This window comes from Psychrobacillus soli, assembly GCF_006861775.1.
In the GTDB taxonomy this organism is placed as follows: domain Bacteria; phylum Bacillota; class Bacilli; order Bacillales_A; family Planococcaceae; genus Psychrobacillus; species Psychrobacillus soli.
In genome coordinates, this window is record NZ_VDGG01000007.1 from 53,422 (window position 1) to 78,059 (window position 24,638).

General features: G+C 38.0%; 22 protein-coding genes. 1 reads left to right on the forward strand and 21 read right to left on the reverse strand.

Going from position 1 to position 24,638, the window contains the following annotated elements; genetic code table 11:
- Window positions 1-45 precede the first annotated feature (45 nt).
- The 14 genes from FG383_RS04660 to FG383_RS04725 all read right to left on the reverse strand — a co-directional run bounded on the left by FG383_RS04660 (window position 46) and on the right by FG383_RS04725 (window position 15,902).
- A complete protein-coding gene (locus FG383_RS04660) occupies window positions 46-1,464 on the reverse strand; it encodes a S41 family peptidase (protein ID WP_142605691.1) in 1,419 nt (472 codons plus the stop codon).
- Between the two features lie 71 nt (window positions 1,465-1,535).
- Entirely contained in the window at window positions 1,536-2,111 is a 576-nt protein-coding gene (locus tag FG383_RS04665; protein WP_142605692.1) for a redoxin domain-containing protein, read from the reverse strand.
- 139 nt (window positions 2,112-2,250) lie between these two features.
- Window positions 2,251-3,558: a murein hydrolase activator EnvC family protein gene (locus tag FG383_RS04670; protein ID WP_142605693.1), complete on the reverse strand. Its 1,308-nt coding sequence runs from the start codon at window positions 3,556-3,558 to the stop codon at window positions 2,251-2,253.
- 39 nt (window positions 3,559-3,597) lie between these two features.
- The gene (gene ftsX / locus FG383_RS04675; protein ID WP_142605694.1) at window positions 3,598-4,485 is read right to left on the reverse strand and encodes a permease-like cell division protein FtsX; all 888 of its coding nucleotides are present in this window, start codon (window positions 4,483-4,485) and stop codon (window positions 3,598-3,600) included.
- Entirely contained in the window at window positions 4,475-5,161 is a 687-nt protein-coding gene (gene ftsE / locus FG383_RS04680; RefSeq protein WP_142605695.1) for a cell division ATP-binding protein FtsE, read from the reverse strand. Before ftsE ends, ftsX begins: the two co-directional genes overlap by 11 nt.
- Window positions 5,162-5,840: 679 nt before the next feature.
- The gene (gene cccB, locus FG383_RS04685) at window positions 5,841-6,188 is read right to left on the reverse strand and encodes a cytochrome c551 (protein WP_142605696.1); all 348 of its coding nucleotides are present in this window, start codon (window positions 6,186-6,188) and stop codon (window positions 5,841-5,843) included.
- A 52-nt stretch (window positions 6,189-6,240) separates the two neighbouring features.
- Entirely contained in the window at window positions 6,241-7,110 is an 870-nt protein-coding gene (locus tag FG383_RS04690) for a YitT family protein (RefSeq protein ID WP_142605697.1), read from the reverse strand.
- Window positions 7,111-7,562: 452 nt separating this feature from the next.
- Window positions 7,563-7,940, reverse strand: coding sequence for a hypothetical protein (locus tag FG383_RS04695; RefSeq protein WP_142605698.1), 378 nt, complete (start codon window positions 7,938-7,940; stop codon window positions 7,563-7,565).
- Window positions 7,941-8,141: 201 nt separating this feature from the next.
- Window positions 8,142-9,246, reverse strand: a protein-coding gene (gene prfB, locus FG383_RS04700; protein WP_142605699.1) for a peptide chain release factor 2 whose coding sequence is annotated in 2 segments (ribosomal slippage) — window positions 8,142-9,170 and window positions 9,172-9,246 — 1,104 coding nt in all. Because the reading frame shifts where the segments join, the coding sequence is not laid out codon by codon here.
- Window positions 9,247-9,275: 29 nt separating this feature from the next.
- Entirely contained in the window at window positions 9,276-11,783 is a 2,508-nt protein-coding gene (secA, locus tag FG383_RS04705; RefSeq protein ID WP_142605700.1) for a preprotein translocase subunit SecA, read from the reverse strand.
- Between the two features lie 459 nt (window positions 11,784-12,242).
- Complete coding sequence (hpf, locus tag FG383_RS04710; RefSeq protein WP_142605701.1) at window positions 12,243-12,800, reverse strand: ribosome hibernation-promoting factor, HPF/YfiA family; 558 nt, start codon at window positions 12,798-12,800, stop codon at window positions 12,243-12,245.
- 111 nt (window positions 12,801-12,911) lie between these two features.
- The gene (locus FG383_RS04715; protein ID WP_142605702.1) at window positions 12,912-13,292 is read right to left on the reverse strand and encodes a PilZ domain-containing protein; all 381 of its coding nucleotides are present in this window, start codon (window positions 13,290-13,292) and stop codon (window positions 12,912-12,914) included.
- A gap of 253 nt (window positions 13,293-13,545) precedes the next feature.
- Window positions 13,546-14,037, reverse strand: coding sequence for a C40 family peptidase (locus FG383_RS04720; protein ID WP_142605703.1), 492 nt, complete (start codon window positions 14,035-14,037; stop codon window positions 13,546-13,548).
- Between the two features lie 176 nt (window positions 14,038-14,213).
- The gene (locus FG383_RS04725; RefSeq protein ID WP_142605704.1) at window positions 14,214-15,902 is read right to left on the reverse strand and encodes a methyl-accepting chemotaxis protein; all 1,689 of its coding nucleotides are present in this window, start codon (window positions 15,900-15,902) and stop codon (window positions 14,214-14,216) included.
- Between the two features lie 285 nt (window positions 15,903-16,187).
- Here FG383_RS04725 and FG383_RS20830 point away from each other — a divergent pair, with 285 nt between their 5' ends.
- On the forward strand, window positions 16,188-16,361 hold the full coding sequence (locus tag FG383_RS20830; RefSeq protein WP_185907847.1) for a hypothetical protein: 174 nt from the start codon (window positions 16,188-16,190) through the stop codon (window positions 16,359-16,361).
- On the opposite strand, the gene FG383_RS04730 is transcribed toward FG383_RS20830, so the two are convergent.
- From FG383_RS04730 to ilvC, 7 genes are all read right to left on the reverse strand, one after another.
- Window positions 16,354-17,199 carry a VOC family protein gene (locus FG383_RS04730; protein WP_142605705.1) on the reverse strand — a complete coding sequence of 282 codons (846 nt, stop codon included), beginning with the start codon at window positions 17,197-17,199 and terminating at the stop codon, window positions 16,354-16,356. The two genes, FG383_RS20830 and FG383_RS04730, sit on opposite strands and share 8 nt — an antisense overlap.
- Window positions 17,200-17,657: 458 nt before the next feature.
- Window positions 17,658-18,587: a threonine/serine dehydratase family protein gene (locus FG383_RS04735; RefSeq protein ID WP_142605706.1), complete on the reverse strand. Its 930-nt coding sequence runs from the start codon at window positions 18,585-18,587 to the stop codon at window positions 17,658-17,660.
- Window positions 18,588-18,658: 71 nt separating this feature from the next.
- Window positions 18,659-19,240, reverse strand: a complete 582-nt coding sequence (leuD, locus tag FG383_RS04740; protein ID WP_142605707.1) for a 3-isopropylmalate dehydratase small subunit — start codon at window positions 19,238-19,240, stop codon at window positions 18,659-18,661.
- Window positions 19,241-19,440: 200 nt separating this feature from the next.
- Window positions 19,441-20,856, reverse strand: a complete 1,416-nt coding sequence (gene leuC / locus FG383_RS04745) for a 3-isopropylmalate dehydratase large subunit (protein WP_142605708.1) — start codon at window positions 20,854-20,856, stop codon at window positions 19,441-19,443.
- Window positions 20,857-20,875: 19 nt separating this feature from the next.
- Entirely contained in the window at window positions 20,876-21,976 is a 1,101-nt protein-coding gene (gene leuB, locus FG383_RS04750; RefSeq protein WP_142605709.1) for a 3-isopropylmalate dehydrogenase, read from the reverse strand.
- Between the two features lie 18 nt (window positions 21,977-21,994).
- On the reverse strand, window positions 21,995-23,539 hold the full coding sequence (locus tag FG383_RS04755) for a 2-isopropylmalate synthase (RefSeq protein ID WP_142605710.1): 1,545 nt from the start codon (window positions 23,537-23,539) through the stop codon (window positions 21,995-21,997).
- A complete protein-coding gene (gene ilvC, locus FG383_RS04760) occupies window positions 23,526-24,560 on the reverse strand; it encodes a ketol-acid reductoisomerase (protein WP_142605711.1) in 1,035 nt (344 codons plus the stop codon). Before ilvC ends, FG383_RS04755 begins: the two co-directional genes overlap by 14 nt.
- Window positions 24,561-24,638: the final 78 nt, after the last annotated feature.

The following is a 24,638-nucleotide window of genomic DNA, read 5'->3' on the forward strand; positions in this document are numbered from 1 at the left end:
TGTAACAAACGAGGAGCCTTTTGCGTATAGGATTTTCGTATAGTCTTATTTTTTTATATCATGTATTAAATAGCCGATACCCACTTGTAATTGCTTATCATTTTCTTTTTTAGCTTTATATTCCGAAACTGTTTCCGTTAAAGATTGAAATAAAGCGCCGTTTATTTCGCTCCCCTCACCTAAACTTCTTTCTTGTCGATAATTTTCGATCGCATCTTCTGTGCCTTCGTCAAAATAGCCATCTTCTCTGCCGATATTATAGCCGAGCGCACTTAACACTTGTTGGACATATTTAATCTCTTCCCCGTAATCGCCCATTCGGAATTCTCCGCTTAAGTATTTTTGGTCCATTGCAAATAATTCTTCTTGTTCTACTTTTAAATCTGCTTCAATCCCTTTATGATGAATCCATTCTTGTTTTGGTGTTAGCCATTTATGGGTGGATATTTTCAGCTTGCCACCATTTGATAATGGATGTGTCTCTTGTACCGTCCCTTTACCGAAACTAGTTTCTCCTACGATTAGCGCTCGATTATTATCTTTAAGTGCTCCTGCTAATACTTCACTCGCCGATGCACTTCCACCATTTTGCAATAGAACAGTAGGTACTTTATTTAAATAAGGGGCCTCATTACTTTCTGTGTTTAACATTTCTAAGACACCTTTGGCATTTTGCATATATGCAAAAGTCGTTCCATTTTTCATTAACGTACCAATGACAGAAGAAACACTAAATAAGTAGCCACCAGGATTTCCCCTGACGTCAATGACTAGTCCGTCAATACCACGCTCTACTAAGGATTTTGTTTGCTTTCCCCACTCTTCCCCGGTTTTTTCGCCAAATAATGAAATAGTAACAATCCCGATGGAATGATCATCCACTTCATATATTTCACTTGAAACCGTGTGCATTGCAATTATATCCCTTTTCATATGTAACTCTACATGGCGATTTTCACTTGCGCGATAAATCGTCATTTTCAACGTCGTTCCCTTGTCTCCACTTAATAATTGAACAAGCTCAGCCATCGTTTTTCCGTCTACTCTTTCCTCATTCACCCTAACAATTTCATCTTGTGACTTCAATCCTGCCTTATAAGCTGGGGAATCTTTTATCGGTGCAACGACGATAAATTTCCCTGCTGATTGCATAATTTCTACACCAATCCCAACACGTTCTTCTGCTAGTGATGCTTCTTGGTTCTCCGCTTCTTCCTTTGTCAAATACGTACTATGCGGATCTTCTAACGCTTCGGTCATTCCCCGAATAGCACCCTCGACTAAAAGCTTCTCATTTTTTGAAAACACCGCCTCTTTTTTGATTAATTGAAATGCTTCGTCAATCACTTGACTATTACTAACCCCTGTTGAAACGGAGCTAGAAGATTTTCCAAACCAAAAATACACGAATCCGAGTAAAATAATAAATAACAACACATATAAAAAAATCCGACTTTTGCGCAAGTTCAACCTCCTACTTTTCCACTAATATATGTGTGAAAAGCGAAGTTTAATACTTGCCCAAAAATCGGTACTTATTTTAAATTGCTTACATAGTCTGTAAGCATCTGTTCATCCATAGGTCCAACTATTTTATTTTGAATCGTCCCGGTAGTATCAATCATGTAAGTTGTTGGAATCGTAATTGCTTGATACGTTTTTCCAACATCTCCTTCTTCATCTAAAGGAATAGGAAAACTAAGTCCATAATCTTCTTTAAAGAGTTCTACTTTCTCGATGCCAACATCTGAGCTCGTTAAGTTAACAGCTAAAATTTCCACATTTTCTTGTTCTGCCATATCTTCATAATAGTTTTGCATATGAGGCATTTCGGCTTTACAAGGAGGACACCAAGTTGCCCAAAAGTTTAGCACCACTTTTTTTCCTTGATAGTCGGAAAGTGTCACTTCTTCTCCATCAAGCGTTGTAAGCGTAAAGTTTGGAGCACGATCCCCGTGACCAATTCCTTCGTTTGCAGGGTTTGCTGCCATATCGGTTCCCATTTGTTCTCCTGCAAATGCTTCTGTTTCGTCTATATTGTTTCTTACAAAGGAAATTGTAGCAATTGCGACTAAGCAACCTACAATTAATAAGCCTATTATTTTTTTCATCACAGCGTGCCTCCATCAACACATTTTTCAATACGTCATCGCTCTTATTATAAACTGAATGCACAGTTGTATACTAATTTATTGATTGCGACAAAAGAAAGACGCCCTCCAAAGATTGGATAGGCGTCTTAGTATGAAATTATAAAGAAATATATCGTAATGGATTTACCGAGTTATTCGACATACCACTCCATGTTCCAATATGAATCTCAAAGTGTAAATGTGGTCCAGTAGAATTCCCTGTATTCCCAACAGCACCAATTGTATCGCCTTTTGATACTGCTTGTCCTACACTTACTTTAATACTACTTAAATGTGCATATAAAGAAGTGAACGTTTGGCCATCGATTGAATGGGTTACCATAATCACATTTCCATATGTACTAAGTGGAGAAGCATAAGAAACGACACCATCAGCCGCTGAAACTACTGGAGTTCCAGTCGGAGCTCCAAAGTCGATTCCGTAATGCATTTTCCCTTTTCCATAAATAGGGTGCATTCGATATCCATAACCGGAAGTAAGTCTGCCTCCTGTAGGTCTTGTCCAATCTCCAGAAGATACTGCTGGAATTGCTGTAGAAGATCCACTTGCAGATTGTTGACGTTTTCTTTCTTCCGCTTGTTTACGTTTTTTCTCTTCTGCTAGTTTTCGTGCAATTTCTGCTTGGCGTTTTTGTTCTGCAACAATTTTACTTGTCACTTCTTCACTTAAATTTAATACTTCATCATACTCTGTTTCCATTACTTCTTTATCAGCTTGTAATTTTTGTTGCTCTGCTTCTAATTGATCAACTAAATTTCCTTTAGATGCTTTTTGATTGTCTAAAGAAGCTTTTAAATTTAATAGCTCAGTTTTACTTGCTTCTTGTTGTTGTAATTTTTCCTCTAAGCTTGCCTTTTGTTCTTCTAGTTGCTTTTTATCATCTGCTTGTTCTTTCAAAATCGTACGATCGGCTTCCATTAATGTATTTACAGCGGAGAAGCGATCGATAAAATCGATGAAACTATTTGCCCCTAGTAAAACGTCTAAATAACTGACGGAACCTCCGCTAACTTGTACTGCACGGATTCGTTCTTTTAATAGCTCATCACGTTCTTCAATTTTGCGTTCTAACTCTGCAATAGAGGCATGTAAATTTTCAATTTCTGTCGTTGTTAACTCTATTTCTTTTAACACTTTGGAGATTTTATCTTCTGTCGTAATGATTTCCGTGTCTAGCGCTTGAATTTGAGCCATTATCTGTTCGATTTTAGAGACGTTTTCGTTTATCTTACCTTCTGTTTCTTTGATGCTTGAGTTTATCGAATTTTTCTTTTGTTCGAGTTCTTTTTGTTGATCTTTTAAATCGTTCAATGAATTAGCAAGGGCACTTGGTCCTGTGAATAAAAGCGCGCAAGTAGTAGCTAACGCAAAGACGCGTAGCACCCATTTAGACTGTTTTCTCAAAACTTCTTGCTCCTTTCAAATTACCTTCATCATTCTTTTTTATACACGCAAAAACTTTCTTACTGACATGAAACTTCCCCAGACACCTATCAGTACGCCCATCAATAAAATCAACGCATTCACTTGATAGATGAATGGTGAAAAGTCGAGCAGTTCAAATAAGTTTCCTTGTGCAAGTTTCGGTGCTACTACTTTATGAATATTGTAGTAGAGTGTTGTTACGAGCGTGATTGGAATAATTGCACCTAGAATTCCTAGCCACATTCCTTCTAGTATGAAAGGAATACGTATAAACCAATTTGTCGCTCCAACAAGTTTCATAATTTCAATATCTCTTCGTCTTGCAACAATCGTAATGCGAATCGTATTAGATATTAAGAACATCGCTGTAAATAATAGCGCTAGTATGAGTACTAACCCTACATTTCTACTAGTGTTCAAGAAAGAAAATAGTCTTTCAATTTTTCCTTCTCCATATTTCACTTCGAATGTGTTATCTAAACGATCGATTTTCTTAGCTACCTGTTCTGTTTCTTGCGGATTTGCTGCTTTTGCATAAAATACATTATGTAAAGGGTTTTGTTGCTCAAATAAACGCAAATCTTCCCCGAAATCCATTACTAATTTATTTAATTCATCTTCTTTTGGCGAATACTGTACTTCTGCTACACCTGGTGTATTTTTAATTTCTTCTTCTAATGCAGTAATAGAAGCTTCATCCGCTGTCAATTCGACAATTACTTTAATTTCTACATCTCTTTCCAAATCATCTGCAATTTTGTTTAAATTCATCATAATCATGACGAATACGCCGACTAATAGTAGCGTAACAGTTACTGCACTAACCGAAGCAAAGGTCATCCATCCATTTCGACTGATACTTTTTAAGCTATCTCTGAAGTGTCTATTTGCTGTTCTAGTTTTCATAACCGTATTCTCCTTTGTCTTCGTCTCGAGTGATTAATCCACCCTCAACAACGATCACACGGTGTCTAATGGTATTAACAATTTCTCTATTATGTGTTGCCATTATAATTGTAGTTCCTCGAGCATTAATTTCTTCGAATATATTCATAATCTCCCAAGATGTGTCTGGATCAAGATTTCCAGTTGGCTCATCTGCAATGACAAGCTTTGGTGTATTGACAATTGACCGAGCAATAGACACACGTTGTTGTTCTCCACCTGAAAGCTCCGTAGGAAACATTCTTGCTTTATGTTTTAGACCTACTAATTCTAATACTTCCATTACTCTATTTCGTATCACTTTAGGCGTTTCTTCAATTACTTCTAATGCAAATGCGACATTTTCATACACATTTAGACGTGGCAGTAATTTAAAGTCTTGAAAGACTACACCTATTTGTCTTCTTAAATAAGGAACTTTACTGTTCTTTAATGTCGATAAGTTAGTACCGTTGATGAATATATCACCCGATGTTGGTCGTTCTTCTCGATACATCATTTTGATGAATGTCGATTTACCTGCACCACTTGGCCCGACTACGTATACGAATTCACCTTGCTTAATTTCTACATCAATTCCATTTGCAGCAACGATACCGTTTGGATACTTTTTGTAGACATTTTTCATTTCAATCATTTATAAACCACCTAATTAGTTTCGTTTAATTAAAAATGCGACATGCCTATTATAACATTAGACGCTTCTTTGTTTGTTACAATTAGATTTCATTTTATAGGTAATATTAGGGGAAAATTCGATGGTTCGATTAATTTTTCACGAAAAATAAGAAAAAATACCTTCATACAAATGACCTACCTCTCTTCTTTTCTACATTGTTCGGTCGAAACCCTTCTTTTCTTTTAAAATTTTCTACTTTTCATTAAAAAATTGTAGAAAATCTATTAATCGATTTTTTTGGCGAAAGATATTGTTTTTTTACTTTTTTCGGAAGAATATGCGGAAATTATTGGAAGCATAACAACTATTTTAAAAAGAAAACACTCGCTAAAAACCAACTATTATGCAGTTAATCCAGAAAATAGCTTAGGGCAACAGAATGGTCATTGAAAGCAATCAATTCTATGCGCAAAGCAACCAAATTACCGATGAAAGCAACCTATTCTTAAAATAACAAGTTTACTTGGATTGAGACGACGACAACTAGGGGGAAGGAGGAGACTCTAGCCAGAATAGCCGATGTTTTTTGCACCAAAAAGCGAAGCAGCGGAAATCATAGCGGTGATCTAACAAAGCTTTATATTGCGTTTAATAAAAAAACAGTTGCCCGGTTTGAGCAACTGATTTTTCTTACTTATTATTTTTTAGCAGCTAACCATGCAGCTACTTCTTGAGCTTCCTCGCCAGTTACAAGTCCACCTGGCATAGCCCCTCTACCATTTTCAATAACATTTAAAATTTCATCTTCAGATAAACGAGATCCAACGTCATTAAGAGCTGGGAAGCTACCTTGTCCTTCTAAATTTCCACCGTGACAGCTAATACATTTTGCACTAACGATTTTCTCTGCATCCACTGAAGTTGTTTCAGTAGTTGTCCCTTTGTCAGTTGTTGTGTCCGTTTCAGTTGCTTTGTCATTGCCACCGCCACAAGCAGCTAACATTAATCCAGCTCCAAATATTACAGCTAATAGTTTTTTGTTCATTACTATTACCTCCCTCAACGTAATTTGAACTACATTCATTATTATACCAAAGTTAATACCTTTTAAAACCTTCGCCAAGCACTTCATACGCATCAGAAACAATGACAAAAGCTGATGGATCAATCGTCTTAATGATATGTTTCAGTTTTGTGAACTCTGTCTGATAGGCCACCACCATTAAAATAGGTCTTTCTTTATTCGTATATCCACCAAAAGCAGGTAGTTTTGTCACCCCGCGATCTATCTCTTTATAGATAGCATCTCTTATTTCATCCTGTTTATTCGTAATAATATAAATCATTTTCGATTGGCTAAAACCTAATTGTACAATGTCGATTGTTTTCGTCGTCACAAATAAAGCTATTAATGCATAAAGTGCTTTTTCAATATCAAAAACGAACGCAGCACTAATAACAATTAAACCATCAATCATTAACACACTTGTACCGAGTGAAAAGCCTGTATATTTCGTAATAATTTGGGCCGCCAAATCCGTTCCTCCAGTAGAAGCACCACCACGAAATACTATTCCTAAGCCAAGTCCAACTGCGATACCTCCAAACAATGCTCCTAATAATGGATTACTTGTCCAAGGTTCCCAACTAGCAGTTATTAAAACGACTGCTGGCAAAGTCAATGTTCCAACAAATGACTTAATACCGAATTTTGCACCTAAAAAGATTAAACCCGCGATAAATAGGGGAATATTAAAAGCGTATTGCACAATTCCCGGTTCCCAACCAAAAACGCCTTTTAAAATAGTACTGATTCCGCTCACGCCACCAGAAGCAATTTGGTTTGGCAATAAAAAAACATTAAAACCAATAGCAATAATAGCAGCACCAATAATTACGTACAAATAATCTTTCATATGCTCCACAATTGGAGGTAGTTCTTTATGTAGTCTGTGATTAGTTTCCATCGAATATCCTCTCTCGTCGTCATTGATTGCACTAGTATAACAACAGAAAGAAAATTTGTGAACTTCAACACAGCACCGTTTTAACCAACTAAAGTATTACAGATATGTTACTGGTGCCTGGCACCAGTAACATATCTGTAATACTCCGAAAAACTTCACAAAAAAAGTTCCAAGTTAAGTCTAAGCATTTTAATATTCTATACCTATAAGCTCTTTTTATTAAATTCTCGTATACTAGTGGACAATCAAAAATTCTTCAAAAAGCATTATGGTAAATATAATGCTTAATTTAAATAAGTTAAGAGGCTCATAGAGGAACATTTCAATGAGTTTTTTTATTGTTTATAAAATTTTAACATACTGATAATATTTTCCCCATCAAGACTCCAGTCCATTCATGAAATAAAACAAATAACTTTTGCCTATTTCTCCTTTAGTAGAGGTACTTAATATTAATCTTCTTTGTTCCAGATCGTTTTATTTTGGCTGCTTTTACCTACAAAAATGATTTTATTAATATTTGAGAAATCATCATTAATCACAATATTTTCAGTTACAAATGATTCCAATCTAAAAACTATTTTTGCCCTAGGTTTTACATATACTGTTTTATATTTTACATAATAGTCATATCCGCTGACCATTCTTTCGCTGTATGGATTAAAAGCACTTATAACAATAGCATCTTCTGAAACTACTACATTACTTACTCTGAGCCAGTCTACATGTTGTCTCGTTCCATGAATAAAGAATACATAAATTCCCAATGTGAATGCAATTACAATAGCACCTATTATTGCTATTTTTAATTTCGACTTTTTTATGTTCATACCATCCTCCTTCTACACCTCTTTTATTTTCTTACTATATGTTTCTAGAGTCTGAACCGTCATTCCTGCTAACTTTCAAGTTTTTCTATTCTATACGCTACAGCTGTTCCCTTTTCATTAATGCTTGAATCCCATCACAGTCCTATTTTTAGTCAATAAAAACCCCTAATGTTAGTTTAAACATTAGGGGTTTTTGGCCTATTAATTTATACGTGAACGTAAGAATGCATGGATGAATGGATCTAATTCGCCATCAACGACTGCATGCACATTTCCGCTTTCTTCATTCGTACGGTGATCTTTTACCATTGAGTATGGGTGGAACACATAAGAACGGATTTGACTTCCCCATCCAATTTCTTTTTGCTCACCGCGGATTGCTGCAAGTTGTGCTTCTTGCTCCTCGATTTTCAATTGATACAATTTCGATTTCAATAATTTCATCGCATGCTCACGGTTTTTAATCTGTGAACGTTCGGTCTGGCAAGTAACAATCGTATTCGTCGGTACATGCGTAATACGAACTGCTGAATCGGTCGTATTAATATGCTGACCACCGGCACCTGTTGCACGGTATGTGTCTATTTTTAAATCTTCCGTACGAATTTCAATCTCAATCTCATCAGTGAATTCCGGCATGACATCGCAAGAAACGAAAGATGTATGACGGCGACCTGATGAATCGAAAGGTGATATACGCACAAGACGATGGACACCTTTTTCTGCTTTCAAATAACCGTACGCATTATGCCCTTTTATAAGCAAAGTGACCGATTTAATACCCGCTTCATCGCCAGGTAAATAATCGAGCGTTTCCACTTTAAACCCGCGTTTATCGGCCCAACGCTGATACATACGAAGTAAAATAGAACCCCAATCTTGAGACTCTGTACCACCAGCACCAGGGTGCAATTCTAAAATGGCATTATGTTTGTCGTATTCTTCGCTTAATAATAATTGTAATTCGAAGTCACTAAGTGCTGAAGTGAACTCTTTTAGCTCCGTGCCAAGTTCTTCTTGTAATTCCTCATCTGGCTCTTCTTTAATAAGTTCAAGCGTCATTTCTAAGTTTTCTTGCGTAGATACTAAATCATTGTATTGTTCTACAATAGCTTTCAATGCATTTAGTTCATTAATTATTTTTTGAGCAGCTTGTGCATCGTCCCAAAAGTCAGGAAATGTCATTAACTCTTCTAATTCTTGTATACGAACCTCTTTGTTTTCTAAGTCAAAGAGACCCCCTAAAGTCTTCTAGTTTCCCTGCTGTTCTATCCAATTCATTGCGTACTACTGCTACTTCTACCATATTATTTATTCCTCCGACTTTCTAGATTATCACACTGCTCCGTGACAATTTTTAAATTTCTTTCCGCTTCCGCATGGGCATAAGTCATTTCGACCTATTATTGCATCTTTACGGACTGGTTTTTTCTTAACAGCTGATCCTTCTTCTTTTGGATTTACCGCTTGCCCTTTTGCTACTTCTTCCCGTTCTAGGTTGTTTCGGATTTCTGCTTTCATTGCATATTTTGCAACGTCTTCTTGGATAGAATCCACCATTGCTTCGAACATAGCAAACCCTTCACTTTGATATTCGCGAAGTGGATCTGTTTGTCCGTATGCGCGTAGATGGATACCTTGACGAAGCTGATCCATTGCATCGATATGATCAATCCATTTAGAGTCAATCGAACGAAGTAATACAACTTTTTCGAATTCACGCATACGCTCTGGAGTCATTTCTTCCTCTTTTGCATCATAGAAACGAATTACTTCTTCTTTTAATTTTTCAATTATTTCTTCTGGAGATAAGTTTTCTATGTCTTTTAGTGTAATAATACCTTCTGGCAATAAATTCGCTTGTACGTAGTCAACTATTCCTTTTAAACTCCACTCAGCTTTATTGTCTGAAGCAGTATTAGAACCTACTAAACGATCGATTGCACCAAAAATCATCGATTCCACAAGTGCACGCATATTTTCTGTTTCTAACACTTCATTACGCTCTTTATAAATAATTTCACGTTGCTGACGCAAAACATCGTCATATTGCAATAAACGTTTACGTGAGTCGAAGTTATTACCTTCTACACGTTTTTGCGCTGATTCTACTGCACGGGAAACCATTTTCGATTGAATTGGTTGCGAATCATCCATGCCAAGTTTAGCCATCATATTACGCATATTGTCTGAACCGAAACGACGCATTAACTCATCTTCCATCGAAAGGTAGAACTGTGTCACCCCTGGATCTCCTTGACGACCAGCACGTCCACGTAGCTGATTATCAATTCGGCGTGACTCATGTCGCTCCGTACCAATTACTGCTAAACCGCCAGCATCTAGAACACCGTCTCCAAGTTTAATATCAGTACCACGACCAGCCATGTTTGTAGCAATTGTGACGGAACCTAAATGTCCTGCAGTTGCAATGATTTCCGCTTCATGCTCATGATTTTTCGCATTTAATACATTATGCTTAATCCCATGTTTTGTTAACAATTTGGAAATAATTTCAGACGTTTCAATTGCAACTGTACCGATTAAAACAGGTTGGCCGTTTTTGTTTCGTTCTGCAATATCTGCAGCAGCTGCTTCAAATTTCCCTGACATCGAAGCATAGATTAAATCTGCACGGTCATCCCTTGCAATCGTACGGTTTGTTGGAATCGCAATAACATTCATATTATAAATATTGCGGAATTCCTCTTCCTCTGTTTTTGCAGTACCAGTCATACCTGATAATTTATCGTACATACGGAAAAAGTTTTGGAACGTAATAGTTGCCATAGTCATCGATTCATTTTGAATTTCTAAACCTTCTTTTGCCTCAATCGCTTGATGCAGACCATCGCTATAGCGACGTCCTTTCATCAGACGACCAGTGAACGAATCGACGATCACAACTTCCCCTTCTTGTACAACATAGTCCACATCTAAATGCATCGAAGCATGGGCTTTCAATGATTGATTGATCGCATGATTTAGGCGAACATGTGTTAAATCAAATAAGTTATCAATATTAAACGCTTTTTCAACTTTTTCTACCCCAACATCCGTTAACGTAACGCCTTTTGTAGATTCTTCATACGTATAGTCTGTTTCTATAATGAGTGTTCGGACAAAGGCATTTGCTTGCTTGTACAATAATGCTGCTTTATTTGCTTGCCCTGAAATGATTAAAGGCGTTCTTGCTTCATCGATTAAAATGGAATCGACTTCATCAATTACGGCATAATGAAGAGGACGTTGTACCTTATCTTCTTTGTACAACACCATATTATCGCGCAAGTAGTCAAATCCAAGCTCATTATTCGTCGAATACGTAATATCCGCTGCATATGCTTCTCGTTTTTCTTCTTTTGACAATGAATTTAAATTCAGTCCTACTGATAAGCCTAAGAAATTATACAGTTGTCCCATTTCTGCAGCATCACGGCTAGATAAATATTCATTGACCGTTACAACATGTGCTCCAAGTGCTGGAATCGCATTTAAATAGACAGACATGGTAGAAGTAAGGGTTTTTCCTTCCCCTGTTTTCATCTCTGCGATATTACCTTCATGAAGAGCAGCCGCCCCCATAATTTGTACGCGGAAAGGGTACATACCAAGTACACGCTTAGCCGCTTCACGCACTACTGCAAATGCTTCCGGTAGTAATTGGTCTAATGTTTCTCCTTTTTCATAACGAGCACGAAATTCTTCTGTTTTTGCTGTTAATTGCTCATCTGATTTTGCGTCCATCTCGTTAGCTAGTGCTTCAACTTTATCCGCAATTTTTTCTAATCGTTTTATTTCTCGTTTATTTAAATCGAATACTTTATTCAATACACCAAGCATTTATATTCACTTCCCATTTAGTCTTACTCCCCATTTTACCATTCGATAGAAAGTCACGCAAATAAGCAAATTTACAATTGGCAATACAGATGCTAAAAGAGATAGAAAAAAGCGCTATATTTACTGTTTTACACTTTAGAGATAATGCGCCATAAGAAGTGAACGCTATGATTTTCGCTGCAGTAGGTCACTTTCCACCGGGTAAGAGATGAGGCTGCACCGCGGCTTAGACGTACGCCTGCGAAGTCTCAGCTAAAACCAAATATTACGCAGCTTTTCACATGTGTGCATCCAGAAAATGGTTTAGGTCAACAAATCAGTCATTGAAAGCAATCAATTCTATTCCGAAAGCAACCAAATTGATGATGAAAGCAATCAATTGTTAAAAATGCCAAGTTTACTTGGAGTGAGACGTCAAGCAGAAAAAACTCCCCTCAAGTTCGAGGGGAGTTAGTGTAGTTAGTTTGTTTCGATTAGGCCGTATTTGCCATCTCTACGCTTGTAAACGATGTTAGTTCCATTTGATTCAGCATCGGTGAAGATGAAGAAATTATGCCCTAGCATATTCATTTGTAATACTGCTTCTTCTTGGTCCATTGGTTTTAAATCGAACTGTTTTGTACGTACGATATTATATGCTTCTTCGTCCGCTTGCACTACAGGGGCATCTGGTGCGTCTATTGTGGCAAAAAATGTAGCGACCCCTTCACGTTCACGGAATTTGCGATTTACTTTTGTTTTATATTTACGTATTTGTCTTTCTAGCTTGTCTACGATAAGATCAACAGCAGCATACATATCTGAATGGCGTTCTTCCGCTCGTAGTGTTAAATTTTTCATAGGAATCGTTACTTCTACTTTCGTTTGCTTGTCATTGTACACTTTTAAATTGACATTGGCTGTTGCCTCGATTTCTTCGTTGAAGTAACGGTCTACTTTCTCAATTTTCCCTTCAACATGTTCTCGCATTGCAGGAGTTACCTCAATATTTTCCCCACGAATGTTAAAGTTTAGCATGAAAACTCCTCCTTTAAATTTAACTCTATATATATGATTCAACATCCCACCTGAAATATCCTTCTTACTTTTAAGAATTTATTTATTTTTTGTCGAACTGTGTAATATTCTTTACTTTTGAACGTTTATCGATTTTCTGCGTAAACTTTTTAGTTCATTAATTATTAGTTGTTCCGTATTAGTATCCTCCGGAAAGTTAATACCATACTCATATCCATTTATTTTGCGATGTGACCAAACAAATTCACCTATCAAATCAATCGGCGACTCGTCTAATGTAAAATTGAGTTCTACATGAATTTGTTTATCGATTGCAATGGAAAATTCGGTAAAAATTTTCACACCATGTGGACTGATATCGATAATTTCGCAAATACCTTTTTTGGATATTTCTTTTTCGGAAAGTCCATTTGCATCTTTTATTAATCGAAAAGTCGCTTTACATGGTTCAGTAAAGGTATAGCGGAAGGATTCTTTTCGTTTATAGTGCATATTTTTTTCTCCCCTTTACACGGGTCATTTTTACTCTATTATGACGAAAGGCATCATTTCTTTCAATTATTTTTGCAGAATCAATTATGCTCCGGCGTAATTGTGTCCAGATTTTGAAGTGTGCTAGCGCAATTCAAAATCTGTGACATCCCCCGGAGGCTAAACTTGACTCGGCAGAAGTGTGGTTCTTCTACCTAAGTCAAATTAAAAACGCTCTACCGTAAATTATACGATAGAGCGTTCGTGTATATGTTTATTTGTTTATAGCTACTGTTACATCCGTCACTCGTTTAGCTCCAACATAGCGTTTTCCCCAATAATGTGGATCGTTCAATTTATCAATTTTCACGCCTTTTGAAGTCGATGAATGGATAAACTTATCGTCGCCAATGTATATACCAACATGTGAAACACCTTTACCTGATGTGTTAAAGAAAACTAAATCTCCGGATTCTAAATCAGACTTTTCCACTTTTGAACCGGATGCATGCATACCTGATGAACTACGAGGAAGACTAATTCCTAACCCTTCGTAAACAAATCCTACAAATCCTGAACAATCAAATCCTGCTTTTGTAGTGCCACCGCTGCGATATTTAGTTCCTATTAAGTTTTTAGCTGTTGCTACTAATTCTTTTGAGTCTACTGAACTTGCTTCAGTATTTCCTGCGAATGGTGCTGTAACTAAAATTATAGATAATACGAATATAGCAATGACTTTTTGCGACATAGATTTGATATTCATAGTGTTCCTCCGAGCGACTAAAGTTTTCAGAAAAATTCTCTAAATTCATCTTACCACGCTTTAGAACCTTCTTATTTTACAATTGTGTAACAATTACATTACAAATTCCGCGAATATGATTCTATTAAAATAAAAAAAGCACAAAAAGTCTGGAGAAAAGACTTTTTGAGCTATTGTTAGATGGTGAAACGTGCGGTTGATGCTTCTAAAATCATTGCTTGTTCGCTAATATCACTGATTAACGCTGATAAGGACTCAATCGTTTGTACGTTTGAAACAAGTAATTCTACGGTTTGTTCCATTTGTGTTGTATTTGCTTCAATAGATTCCGTTAACTCAAAAATTAATTTTTCAGATGTGTTCTTTTCTTGCTCAATTGTAATAATGGAATCTGTCATATGATCATTTTGATTTTTAGACTCCCGAATAAAAGAAACGATTGTATCGAATTTTTCATGTAATAACTGGAATGATGTAGCATTGTTTTTGGATGTAGAAAGCCCTTCTGCAAAAACAATTTCCATTTCATGTCCTTGATGAGAAATAGAGGTGGAAATGCTGTTAATCGTATTCGCAGTAGCAGACACTTCATCCGCCAGTTTTTTTACTTCCTCTGCAACGACAGCGAACCCTTTTCCGTGCACACCAGATCTTGCGGCCTCGATGCCTGCATTTAATGCAAGTAGATTTGTTTGTTTGGAAATAGATTGTACTATTGATGTCATTCTTGCTATTTCTTCTGTTCGCTCTTGCAATAATTTTCTTTCTTTATCTGCAGCTTTGAATAAGGATCGCAAATGTGCTGCTTCACCCGCCGCTTTTTTCATCGCATCTGCACTTGCATCTGCAACTTCAACCGCAAATGATGCGTGATTATTTAAGGCTACTGCTTTTTCGGACACATTCTCAAACGTTCGTGAAAATTCCTCTAAAAATGCTCGAATTCCAATCGATGCTTCTTTTTGCTCCATCATACTTACGCTTGCTTCATTGATAGCCATTTGTACGGTATTGGATCCTGCCACGGTTTCAGCTGAATACTCCTTTAATGTTGTACTATCTATACTGAGCTTTTCTGCTGTCAATTTAATCATTTGAACCATGTCTGTTAAATTGGTTTTCATTTCATTCATCGCCATGGATACTTCGCCAATTTCGTCTTTTGTCGAAATATGTATTGGTTTCGCAAGTAGATTTCCTTTTGAAATTTCTTTTGCGGATGATGCAACGGACGTTAACTGATTTCTAATTTGACGATTCGTCAGTAATAATAAAAGAATCGAGAACAACCCTGCTACGATGAAAGAGACAACAACAATTACGATCGTATTTTGTTGGCTTGCATTCATATCTTCAATTATTAACTGTCTGTTATTCGATTCTTGCTCTCTTGTAGCATCGAGCATTTCTATTAATACATTGTATTTTTCATTAATAGATTGTAGCTGGCGGCGTTTTGCAACATTTTCTTTATTGATAACAGATTTTTTTAAATTGTTCTCATAAGTTGTTTGAATGCCGTTTAATGTTTGTGTGAAAGTATCCCAATCTACATGCGCCATTCGTTCACTAGCAGTTGGAACTAACTGCGCTAAATTCGTTTTCTTTGCTTCATAATCTTTGTCGAATTCATCTAACGGATCCCCCGCGAATAGGGAAATCGCTATGTATAAACTAGCTACCTCTGCCCGCATCATATCTGCGTTCTCGACATTTTCCGATGATGTTTCTAATTTATCAGAAAGTTTTTGATTGTGTATTACTTGAACAACCAGTAACACGGTCATAATGCCAAATAAGAGGAAAGAACTAAAAATTGATATTAAATACTTCGTTCTCAGTGGAATGCTAGACCATTTTTTCATAGGTAATGAGACCTCCTAAATGGAAATATAGCATATTACACCGCCGTTTAGAGCGACTTTTTCAAAACTTTACAGTAACTTTACAAACAGAAAAATGAGGACGTTATTCAACTGTAAATAATGTCGTTTAATGTTCAAATATGTAACATGTAAAATTAATTATATTCCTGTTTTTTCTACATAAAATTTATCGATGAATTGATTTTGTCGAATATCAATAATTTGTCGAATGATGCTTAGGGAGATTGTATATATATAGATGTAATGAGGGTGAAGATTTCGTGTATGTGGGGTGATTTTGTTGCTTATGCTGGAGAGATGGTTGCTCTCGAACGGGAATTGGTTGCTTATGAGGGAGGAATGGTTGCTTTCATTGGAAACTGGGTGCTTGTAGCCATTATTTGGATTTTATTTCACTTAAAAAGGGCGCCTAATCGAAGGCACCCTGTAATTATTTAACGATTAATTTGATTTTATTTTGAGATGGATCTTTTGTGATGAATAAGCCATTTTCTTCTGTGAGTGGTGCTTCGATTGTTTTCAAGTTTTCAATTGCAGTATTTAATACTTCTTTGCTTGGATAAACTAAAGTGAATGCTTCTAATCCTACAATATTTTCCGCTGCAGCTGGTGCACCAACTCCAGCCCAAGTGTTCATGCCGATATGGTGATGATATTTTCCTGTTGCCATAAATAGGGCACCTGGATATGGAGTCACAACTTCAAATCCTAGCGCATTATAGAACTTTTCCGCTGCTGCTAAATCCGCAACATGTAAATGGATATGCCCCATTGCAGTGCCTTCAGGTAGACCGGTCCATTTTGTACTTGCGCCTTCTGCTAAAATACTTTGCGCATCGATTTGAAGTGTGTCCATTGCAACATGTTCACCGTTCCATTTCCACTCAGTATCTGGGCGGTCGCTATAAATTTCGATGCCGTTACCATCTGGGTCATTTAAGTAAAGTGCTTCACTTACTAAGTGGTCTCCCGCTCCTACGCGAATGTTGTTTTCGATAAAGTGTTTTAATACTGCGCCAAGGTCTGCACGAGTAGGAAGTAATAATGCGAAATGGTATAGACCAGTTGTTTTTTGTTGTTTTGGTTCGAAGTCTGGTCGTTGTTCAATAGAAAGTAATGCTGTTTTTCCGTCTGCAGTTAGTAGTGCTTTGTTATCTTGTTTTTCAAGGACTTTGAATCCTACTACTTCTTGATAAAAATTAAGTGATTCTTCTAGGTTTATGACTTTTAATTCTACTAGTTCTACGAATGTGTATGGTTTATTTTGATATTTCATTTTGTATTCTCCTCTTTTAAGTTACTTTTCGTAAGTAATTATATTTTAGTTACTTAATAAAGTCAAGTTAGCAACTCATTTATTTGGAATGAAAATTGGGGGATGCATGACTAGTTTCTCCAAATCGCATGATAGGGGCGTCGAATCGCAAGATGGAGATGCTGAACCGCAAGATCTACCCTTCAAATCGCAAGTTGCATGACTAGTTTCTCCAAATCACAAGATAGGGGCGATGAATCGCAAGATAACCTCTCCGAATCGCAAGATGGGGATGCTGAATCACAAGATCTATCCTTCAAATCGCAAAATGCATGACTAGTTACTCCGAATCACAAGATAGGGGCGATGAATCACAAGATAACCTCTCCGAATCGCAAGATAGCCACCCAGAATCGCAAGTTCACCCCACGCAAAAACCACTAGCCTGTAATAATAAAGACTAGTGGTCTAACTATAGTTTATTTTGCTAATGGAACTTGGATCGACATGTTTTGGCATTCAGCGAGTTTGCTGATGTCGAGGTTCCCTCCGCTTACGATGATTCCTACATTTCGTGATGCGGATGGCATGTGGTGGTTCAACACTGCCGCTACTGCTGCGGCTCCAGCACCTTCAATAAGCGTTTTTTCGCGTTCTAGCATGAAGAGAATTGCAGATGCAATTTCTGCTTCGGATACTGTGATGATGTCGTCTACGAGTGAATGAATAATGTTCATCGTTAGCTTTCCTGGTACTTTCACGTTGATCCCTTCTGCGATTGTCTTACCTTGGAATGGGACAAGTCCTCCATTTTTTCCTTTAAAAGCAGTTGCAATAGCAGAAGAATTCGCTGATTGGACGCCAATGACACGGATATCTGGACGGGTCGATTTTACGGCAAGTAAGGTACCAGCGAGTAAGCCTCCGCCTCCAGCTGGAACGACGATTGTATCGATTTCGGGACTTTGCTGCAGCATTTCCATAGCGACCGTCGCTTGGCCCTCTATCACCGCTAAATCATCGAATGGATGGATGAACGTCGCTCTTGTTCGAAGCTGTTCTTCTCTTGCTGCAACAAATGCTTCGTCGAAATTTTGTCCGACAAGCTTAACTGTCGCCCCGTACCCTTTTGTCGCGTTTACTTTTGCTTCTGGTGTACCGATTGGCATGAAAATCGTTACTGGCACATTGCGTGCTTTTCCAGCATAGGCAACTCCTTGTGCGTGATTCCCTGCGGAAGCGGCGATTAATCCTTTCTCGCACTCTGCTTCCGATAACTGTGAAACCTTATTCATCGCACCTCTTATTTTAAACGAACCAGTTTTTTGCAAGTTCTCTAATTTCAAGTACACTTTCTTACCGGTCATTTCGTTCAATGTAGTTGACGTTTTACATGGTGTACGATGCACGAATTCCGCTACTTTTTCTGATGCTTCAAATAAACCTACAGTGTCGTATGAATTCCCAACAAAACCATCTCCTAGTTTGCTAATTTTTTGTTTTCAAAAGCTTTAATATGATCTTCATATTGGAAGGTCAATGAAATTTCATCCCAACCATTTAGAAGCATTTTCTTTTGGTACGGGTCGATGTCAAATAAATAGACAGAACCGTCCGCTCCTGTTACTGTTTGTGTTTCTAGATTTACTTCTACGTTATATTCTTCTTTACTCAAAATGGCTTCCACTTCGTCAACGGACAATTTAATAGGAAGAATTCCATTTTTCATGCAGTTATTATAAAAAATATCGGCGAAACTTGGTGCGATTACTACTCGGAATCCATAATCTAAAATAGCCCACGGAGCATGTTCACGAGAAGATCCGCATCCAAAGTTATCATGTGCTACTAATACAGTAGAATCTTTATAGCGTTCATCGTTTAATACAAAATCTTGAATTGGATTATCTTCTGCATCGAAGCGCCAGTGATAAAATAAGTACTTGCCGAACCCTGTACGCTCGATTCTTTTTAGAAATTCTTTCGAAATAATTTGGTCTGTATCGACGTTTTTTTGATTTAATGGGGTAATGACGCTTTTTATTTCATTAATAGGTTCCATCGTTTTTCCTCCTTACGCGTTTACTAAATCAATTTCGCCTTGGCGTAATTGCGTCCAGATTTTCATCGAACTTGTTCGATGAACTCCTTTACAAAATCTGTGACATCCGCCGGAGGCTCAGGCCAATAGGATGTTGGTCACTCAGGCGTTGCCGCACGACGCGGCGAACTTAGCCAGAGTTCCTCTATTTCAGTAGGGGCTCAAACCCCTACTGAATCAAGTTGAAATTTTCGAATATCTACAATATGACCTTCGATTGCTGCTGCTGCTGCCATTGCTGGGCTCATCAGATGCGTTCTAGATCCTGCACCTTGGCGACCTTCGAAGTTACGGTTGGATGTAGAAGCACAATGTTCGCCAGCTGGAACAATATCGTCATTCATCGCTAGGCACATACTGCAGCCAGATTCGCGCCATTCAAATCCTGCATTAAGGAAGATTTTGTCGATGCCTTCTTGTTCTGCTTGTTTTTTTACTGTTTGTGATCCTGGAACAACAATTGCTTTTACGGCCGGATGGACTTTACGCCCTTCTACTACAGTTGCTGCTGTGCGTAAATCGCTTAGACGCGCATTCGTACAAGAGCCAATGAATACATTACTAATAGCGATATCCGTTAATGGCATTCCTTCTTTTAGTCCCATATAGGCAAGTGCTTTTTCATGTGCTGATCTGTCACTTGCTTCCGTGAAATGTTGTGTAAGTGGAATATTGTTGGAAACGCCTGAACCCATGGAAGGATTTGTACCCCAAGTAACAAAAGGTTCGATTTCGTCGGCAGAAATTTCGACTGTTTGATCGTAAACTGCTCCTTCGTCAGAAGCGAGTGCTAACCAACGTGCTGCTTCTTTTTCAAAAGCTTCGCCAGTTGGAACATGTTCGCGACCTCTTAGGAATTCAACAGTAGTTGCATCTGGGCTGATCAATCCAGCACGAGCTCCGGCTTCGATGGACATATTACAAATCGTCATACGCTCTTCCATCGATAGTTTACGAATCGCTTCGCCTGTGTACTCTACGATATATCCAGTACCCATATCGATTCCAAACTTCGAAATGATAGCTAAAATAATATCTTTTGCTGCAACTCCGTAACCAAGCTCCCCAGTTACTTTAATTTCCATTGTTTTCGGTCTTGCTTGCCAAAGTGTTTGAGTAGAAAGTACATGCTCTACTTCACTCGTACCGATACCAAAAGCGATGGCACCGAACGCACCATGTGTAGATGTGTGACTATCCCCACAAACGATTGTTTTTCCAGGTTGTGTTAGACCAAGGTCTGGGCCAATAATATGGACGATCCCTTGATCTGGATGGTCCATATTTGCAAGTGGAACTCCGAATTCTTCACAGTTATCTTGAAGTGTAGTAATTTGCTTGCGCGCAATTACATCTTTAATCTCTTCTCTATTACGAGTTGGTACGTTGTGATCCATCGTTGCAAAACAAAGATCTGGACGACGAACCTTGCGATTATTTAGTCGTAACCCTTCAAAAGCCTGTGGAGATGTCACTTCATGGAGTAAGTGTAAATCGATATAGAGAAGGTCTGGTTTTCCTTCTTCTTCATATACTACATGTTCATCCCAAATTTTCTCAATAATCGTTTTTGCCATTTAGTCCCTCTCCTTTTGGTTAGACATACGTAAACATAATACTGTCGGATACAAATTCTGAATCTAATTCTTCTAATACTTTTGCTGTCCATTCTGTTGTTGACAGAACGCGTTTACCTTCTACTTGTAAATCGCTTGTGAAATTACCGTCGTTTAGTACATTAAATACTGCTTCTTCAATTGCTGCTGCTTCTGTTTCCATTTGGAATGCTTCGCGTAGCATCATTGCTGCAGAAAGAATAGTCGCTGCTGGGTTTGCCTTGTTTTGCCCTGCAATGTCAGGAGCAGAACCGTGCGCTGGTTCATATAAACCAAAACCGTCCCCTCTTGTACTTGCAGATGGTAGCATTCCTAGTGAACCAGTAATAACAGATGCTTCATCACTTAAAATATCTCCAAACATATTTTCCGTTACAATAACGTCAAATGCATCTGGCTTCGTGATCAACTTCATCGCAGTCGAATCAACAAGCATATGTTCCACTTCTACATCCGGATAACCTTGTTTCTTTTCTTCCACAATTTCGCGCCACAACTTACTCGAATCAAGTACATTCGCTTTATCGACAGAAGCAAGTTTCCCTCTACGACTTCTAGCAAGTTGGAAAGCTGTATCAACAATACGCTCTATTTCTTCTCGTGTATAAACAAGTGAATCTAATGCGTAATCTTTTGTTTTCTTACGTGGTTCTGCGAAGTATAAACCTCCCGTTAACTCACGAACGATGACTAAATCTACTGATTCCGCAATTTCCTTTTTAAGCGGTGAAGCTTCAAGTAATGCAGGAATCGCTTTTACTGGACGAATATTTGCGTATAATCCGAAATGTTTGCGAATTGCTAGTAATCCTTTTTCCGGGCGTAAATGAGATGGATTTTGATCCCATTTTGGCCCACCAACTGCACCTAAGAGAATGGCATCACTTTCGCTACATAATTTAATTGTGTCTTCAGGAAGTGGATTTTCACAAGCATCAATTGCTGCTCCACCAATCAGAGCATATTGAAAGTTAAACGTATGATTATATCGTTTTTCAATTGCTTGAAGCACTTGGACAGTTGCTCCTGTTACTTCTGGACCAATTCCGTCGCCTGGTAATACTGTTATCGTTTTTTCCATCTCATTCACTCCCGTTTATTATTGTGTAACCGGCACTCTCTCTTGATAATGTGCTTTTATTAATTGTCTATTAATCGCATTCAAATATGCTTTTGCGGAAGCTTCTAATACGTCTTGCGAAGCGTTACGCCCAACGGATACGACATCATTGTAAGTTAAGTTAATTACAGCTTCGCCAAGTGCATCGCGGCCTTTAGAAACGGAAGATACACGATAATCAATAATATGAACTTTGCCATTCACTAATTTTTCTAACGTATTGAAAATAGCTTCCACCGAACCAGCTCCAGTAGACGATACAACTTCTACTTGACCAGATGGTGTTTTCGCTTGAACGGTAGCAGTTGGAATGTTGGACGTACCGTATTGCACTTGCACGCTCTCTAATTCATATACATCGACTTCAGACGTTTTTACTTGTTGATCTGTTAATAAAACAAATAAATCATCCTCTGTGATTTCTTTCTTAGAATCCGCTAATTTTTTGAATGCTGCAAAAGCTGCATTTAGTTTTTCATCACTTAAATGGAAGCCCATTTCCACTGCTCGGCTAGAGAAGGCATGGCGACCAGAGTGTTTTCCAAGTACAAGCTCGGTAGATGCATCCCCAATTAATTCTGGCGTAATAATTTCATACGTTTCAGGGTTTTTCAGCATACCATCTTGGTGAATACCAGATTCATGAGCAAAAGCATTTTTCCCTACTACTGCTTTATTTGGTTGAATAGCTACGCCTGTTAGCTTACTAACAAGCTGACTTGTGCGTTTCGTTTCTTTTAAAATGATGCCGGATTCTGTTTGGTAGTAGTCTTTGCGAATATGTAGTGCAACTGCAATTTCTTCTAGCGCTACGTTACCAGCTCGTTCTCCAATTCCGTTGATTGTACCTTCTACTTGTGTTGCACCATTTTCAATTGCGGCTAACGTGTTTGCTGTCGCTAAACCTAAATCATCGTGACAATGAGCGGAAAGTTTCACTCGTTCAATACCGTTCACGTTTTCTGTCAGGTATTTAAACAATGCACCGTACTCGGCAGGTGTTGCATACCCTACTGTATCTGGTACATTAATCGTTGTAGCCCCTGCTTTAATGACTTCATTCATAATGCGAACTAGAAAATCTTTATCAGAGCGAGTTGCATCTTCTGCAGACCATTGTACTAGCGGAAAATATTTTCTTGCTAGTTTCACTGATTCAACAGCAAGTTCAATCACTTGTTCCGGAGTTTTATTGAGCTTATATTGCATATGAATTGGGGATGTGGCGATAAATGTGTGAAGATGAGGCTGTACTCCACCTTTTAATGCCTCCCAAGCAGCTTCAATATCACCTTTGATCGTGCGGGCTAGACCTGTAACAACTGAGTTTTTTACCGTATCTGCAATTAGTTTAACGGCTTCAAAGTCCCCAGGGGATGAAGCAGGAAAACCTGCTTCAATAATGGAAACTCCGTACTTTTCAAGCTGACGAGCAATTTCTAACTTCTCTTGCGTGTTTAGATTAATCCCTGCGGACTGTTCACCATCACGAAGCGTCGTATCAAAAATGTCAATTTTGTGCACTCGTCACCACTTCTTTCTTCACTTGTTTTTTCCCTTCATTGATAAATGGCATCATTTCACGAAGTTTCGCTCCAACTACTTCGATTTGATGTTCTGATTCCGCTTTTTTGATTGCATTATATTTTGGACGGTCTGTTTCGTTTTCTTTAATCCATTCTTTTGCAAATGTTCCGTCTTGAATGTCAGTTAATACTTCTTTCATACGATCTTTTACAGAAGCGTCGATGATACGTGGTCCTGATACGAAATCTCCCCACTCAGCTGTATCTGAGATAGAAGAACGCATTGTAGCCATTCCACCTTCGTACATTAAGTCAACGATCAGTTTTAATTCGTGTAATGTTTCAAAGTATGCAAGTTCTGGTTGGTATCCTGCTTCTACTAAAGTTTCAAAACCAGCTTTTACGATTGCAGTTGTACTACCACAAAGTACTGCTTGCTCTCCGAATAGATCTGTTTCTGTTTCTTCTTTAAATGTTGTTTCAAGAACACCTGCACGAGCTGCTCCGATACCTTTTGCGTATGCTAGAGCAGTGTCTTTCGCGTTGCCAGAAGCATCTTGATAAACTGCGAATAATCCTGGTACGCCTGCTCCTGCTTCAAATGTTCTACGCACTAAATGTCCTGGTCCTTTTGGTGCTACTAGGAATACATCTACGTCTGCTGGAGGTACGATTTGATCGAAATGAACGTTAAATCCGTGTGCGAATACTAGTGATTTACCTGCAGTTAATGCTGGTTGGATTTCTGCTTCGTATACCGCTTTTTGTCTTTCGTCTGGTAATAAAATCATAATAACTTCCGCTTTTTCAGCCGCTTCTTTTACCGAATAAACTTCTAGTCCATCTTCTTTTGCTTGATCAAAAGATTTTCCTGCACGAATACCTACTACTACATTAAATCCAGAATCTTTTAAGTTTTGTGCGTGTGCGTGACCTTGTGATCCGTACCCGATGATTGCGATTGTTTTTTCCTTTAAGATTCCTTCGTTGATATCTCCGTTATAATACATTTTAGCCATTGTTATTTCCTCCTCGAATTTTGGGTTTTAGTGTAAATATATATAAAAGTAAAAACTGTGTTACTAAGTATTTATGTT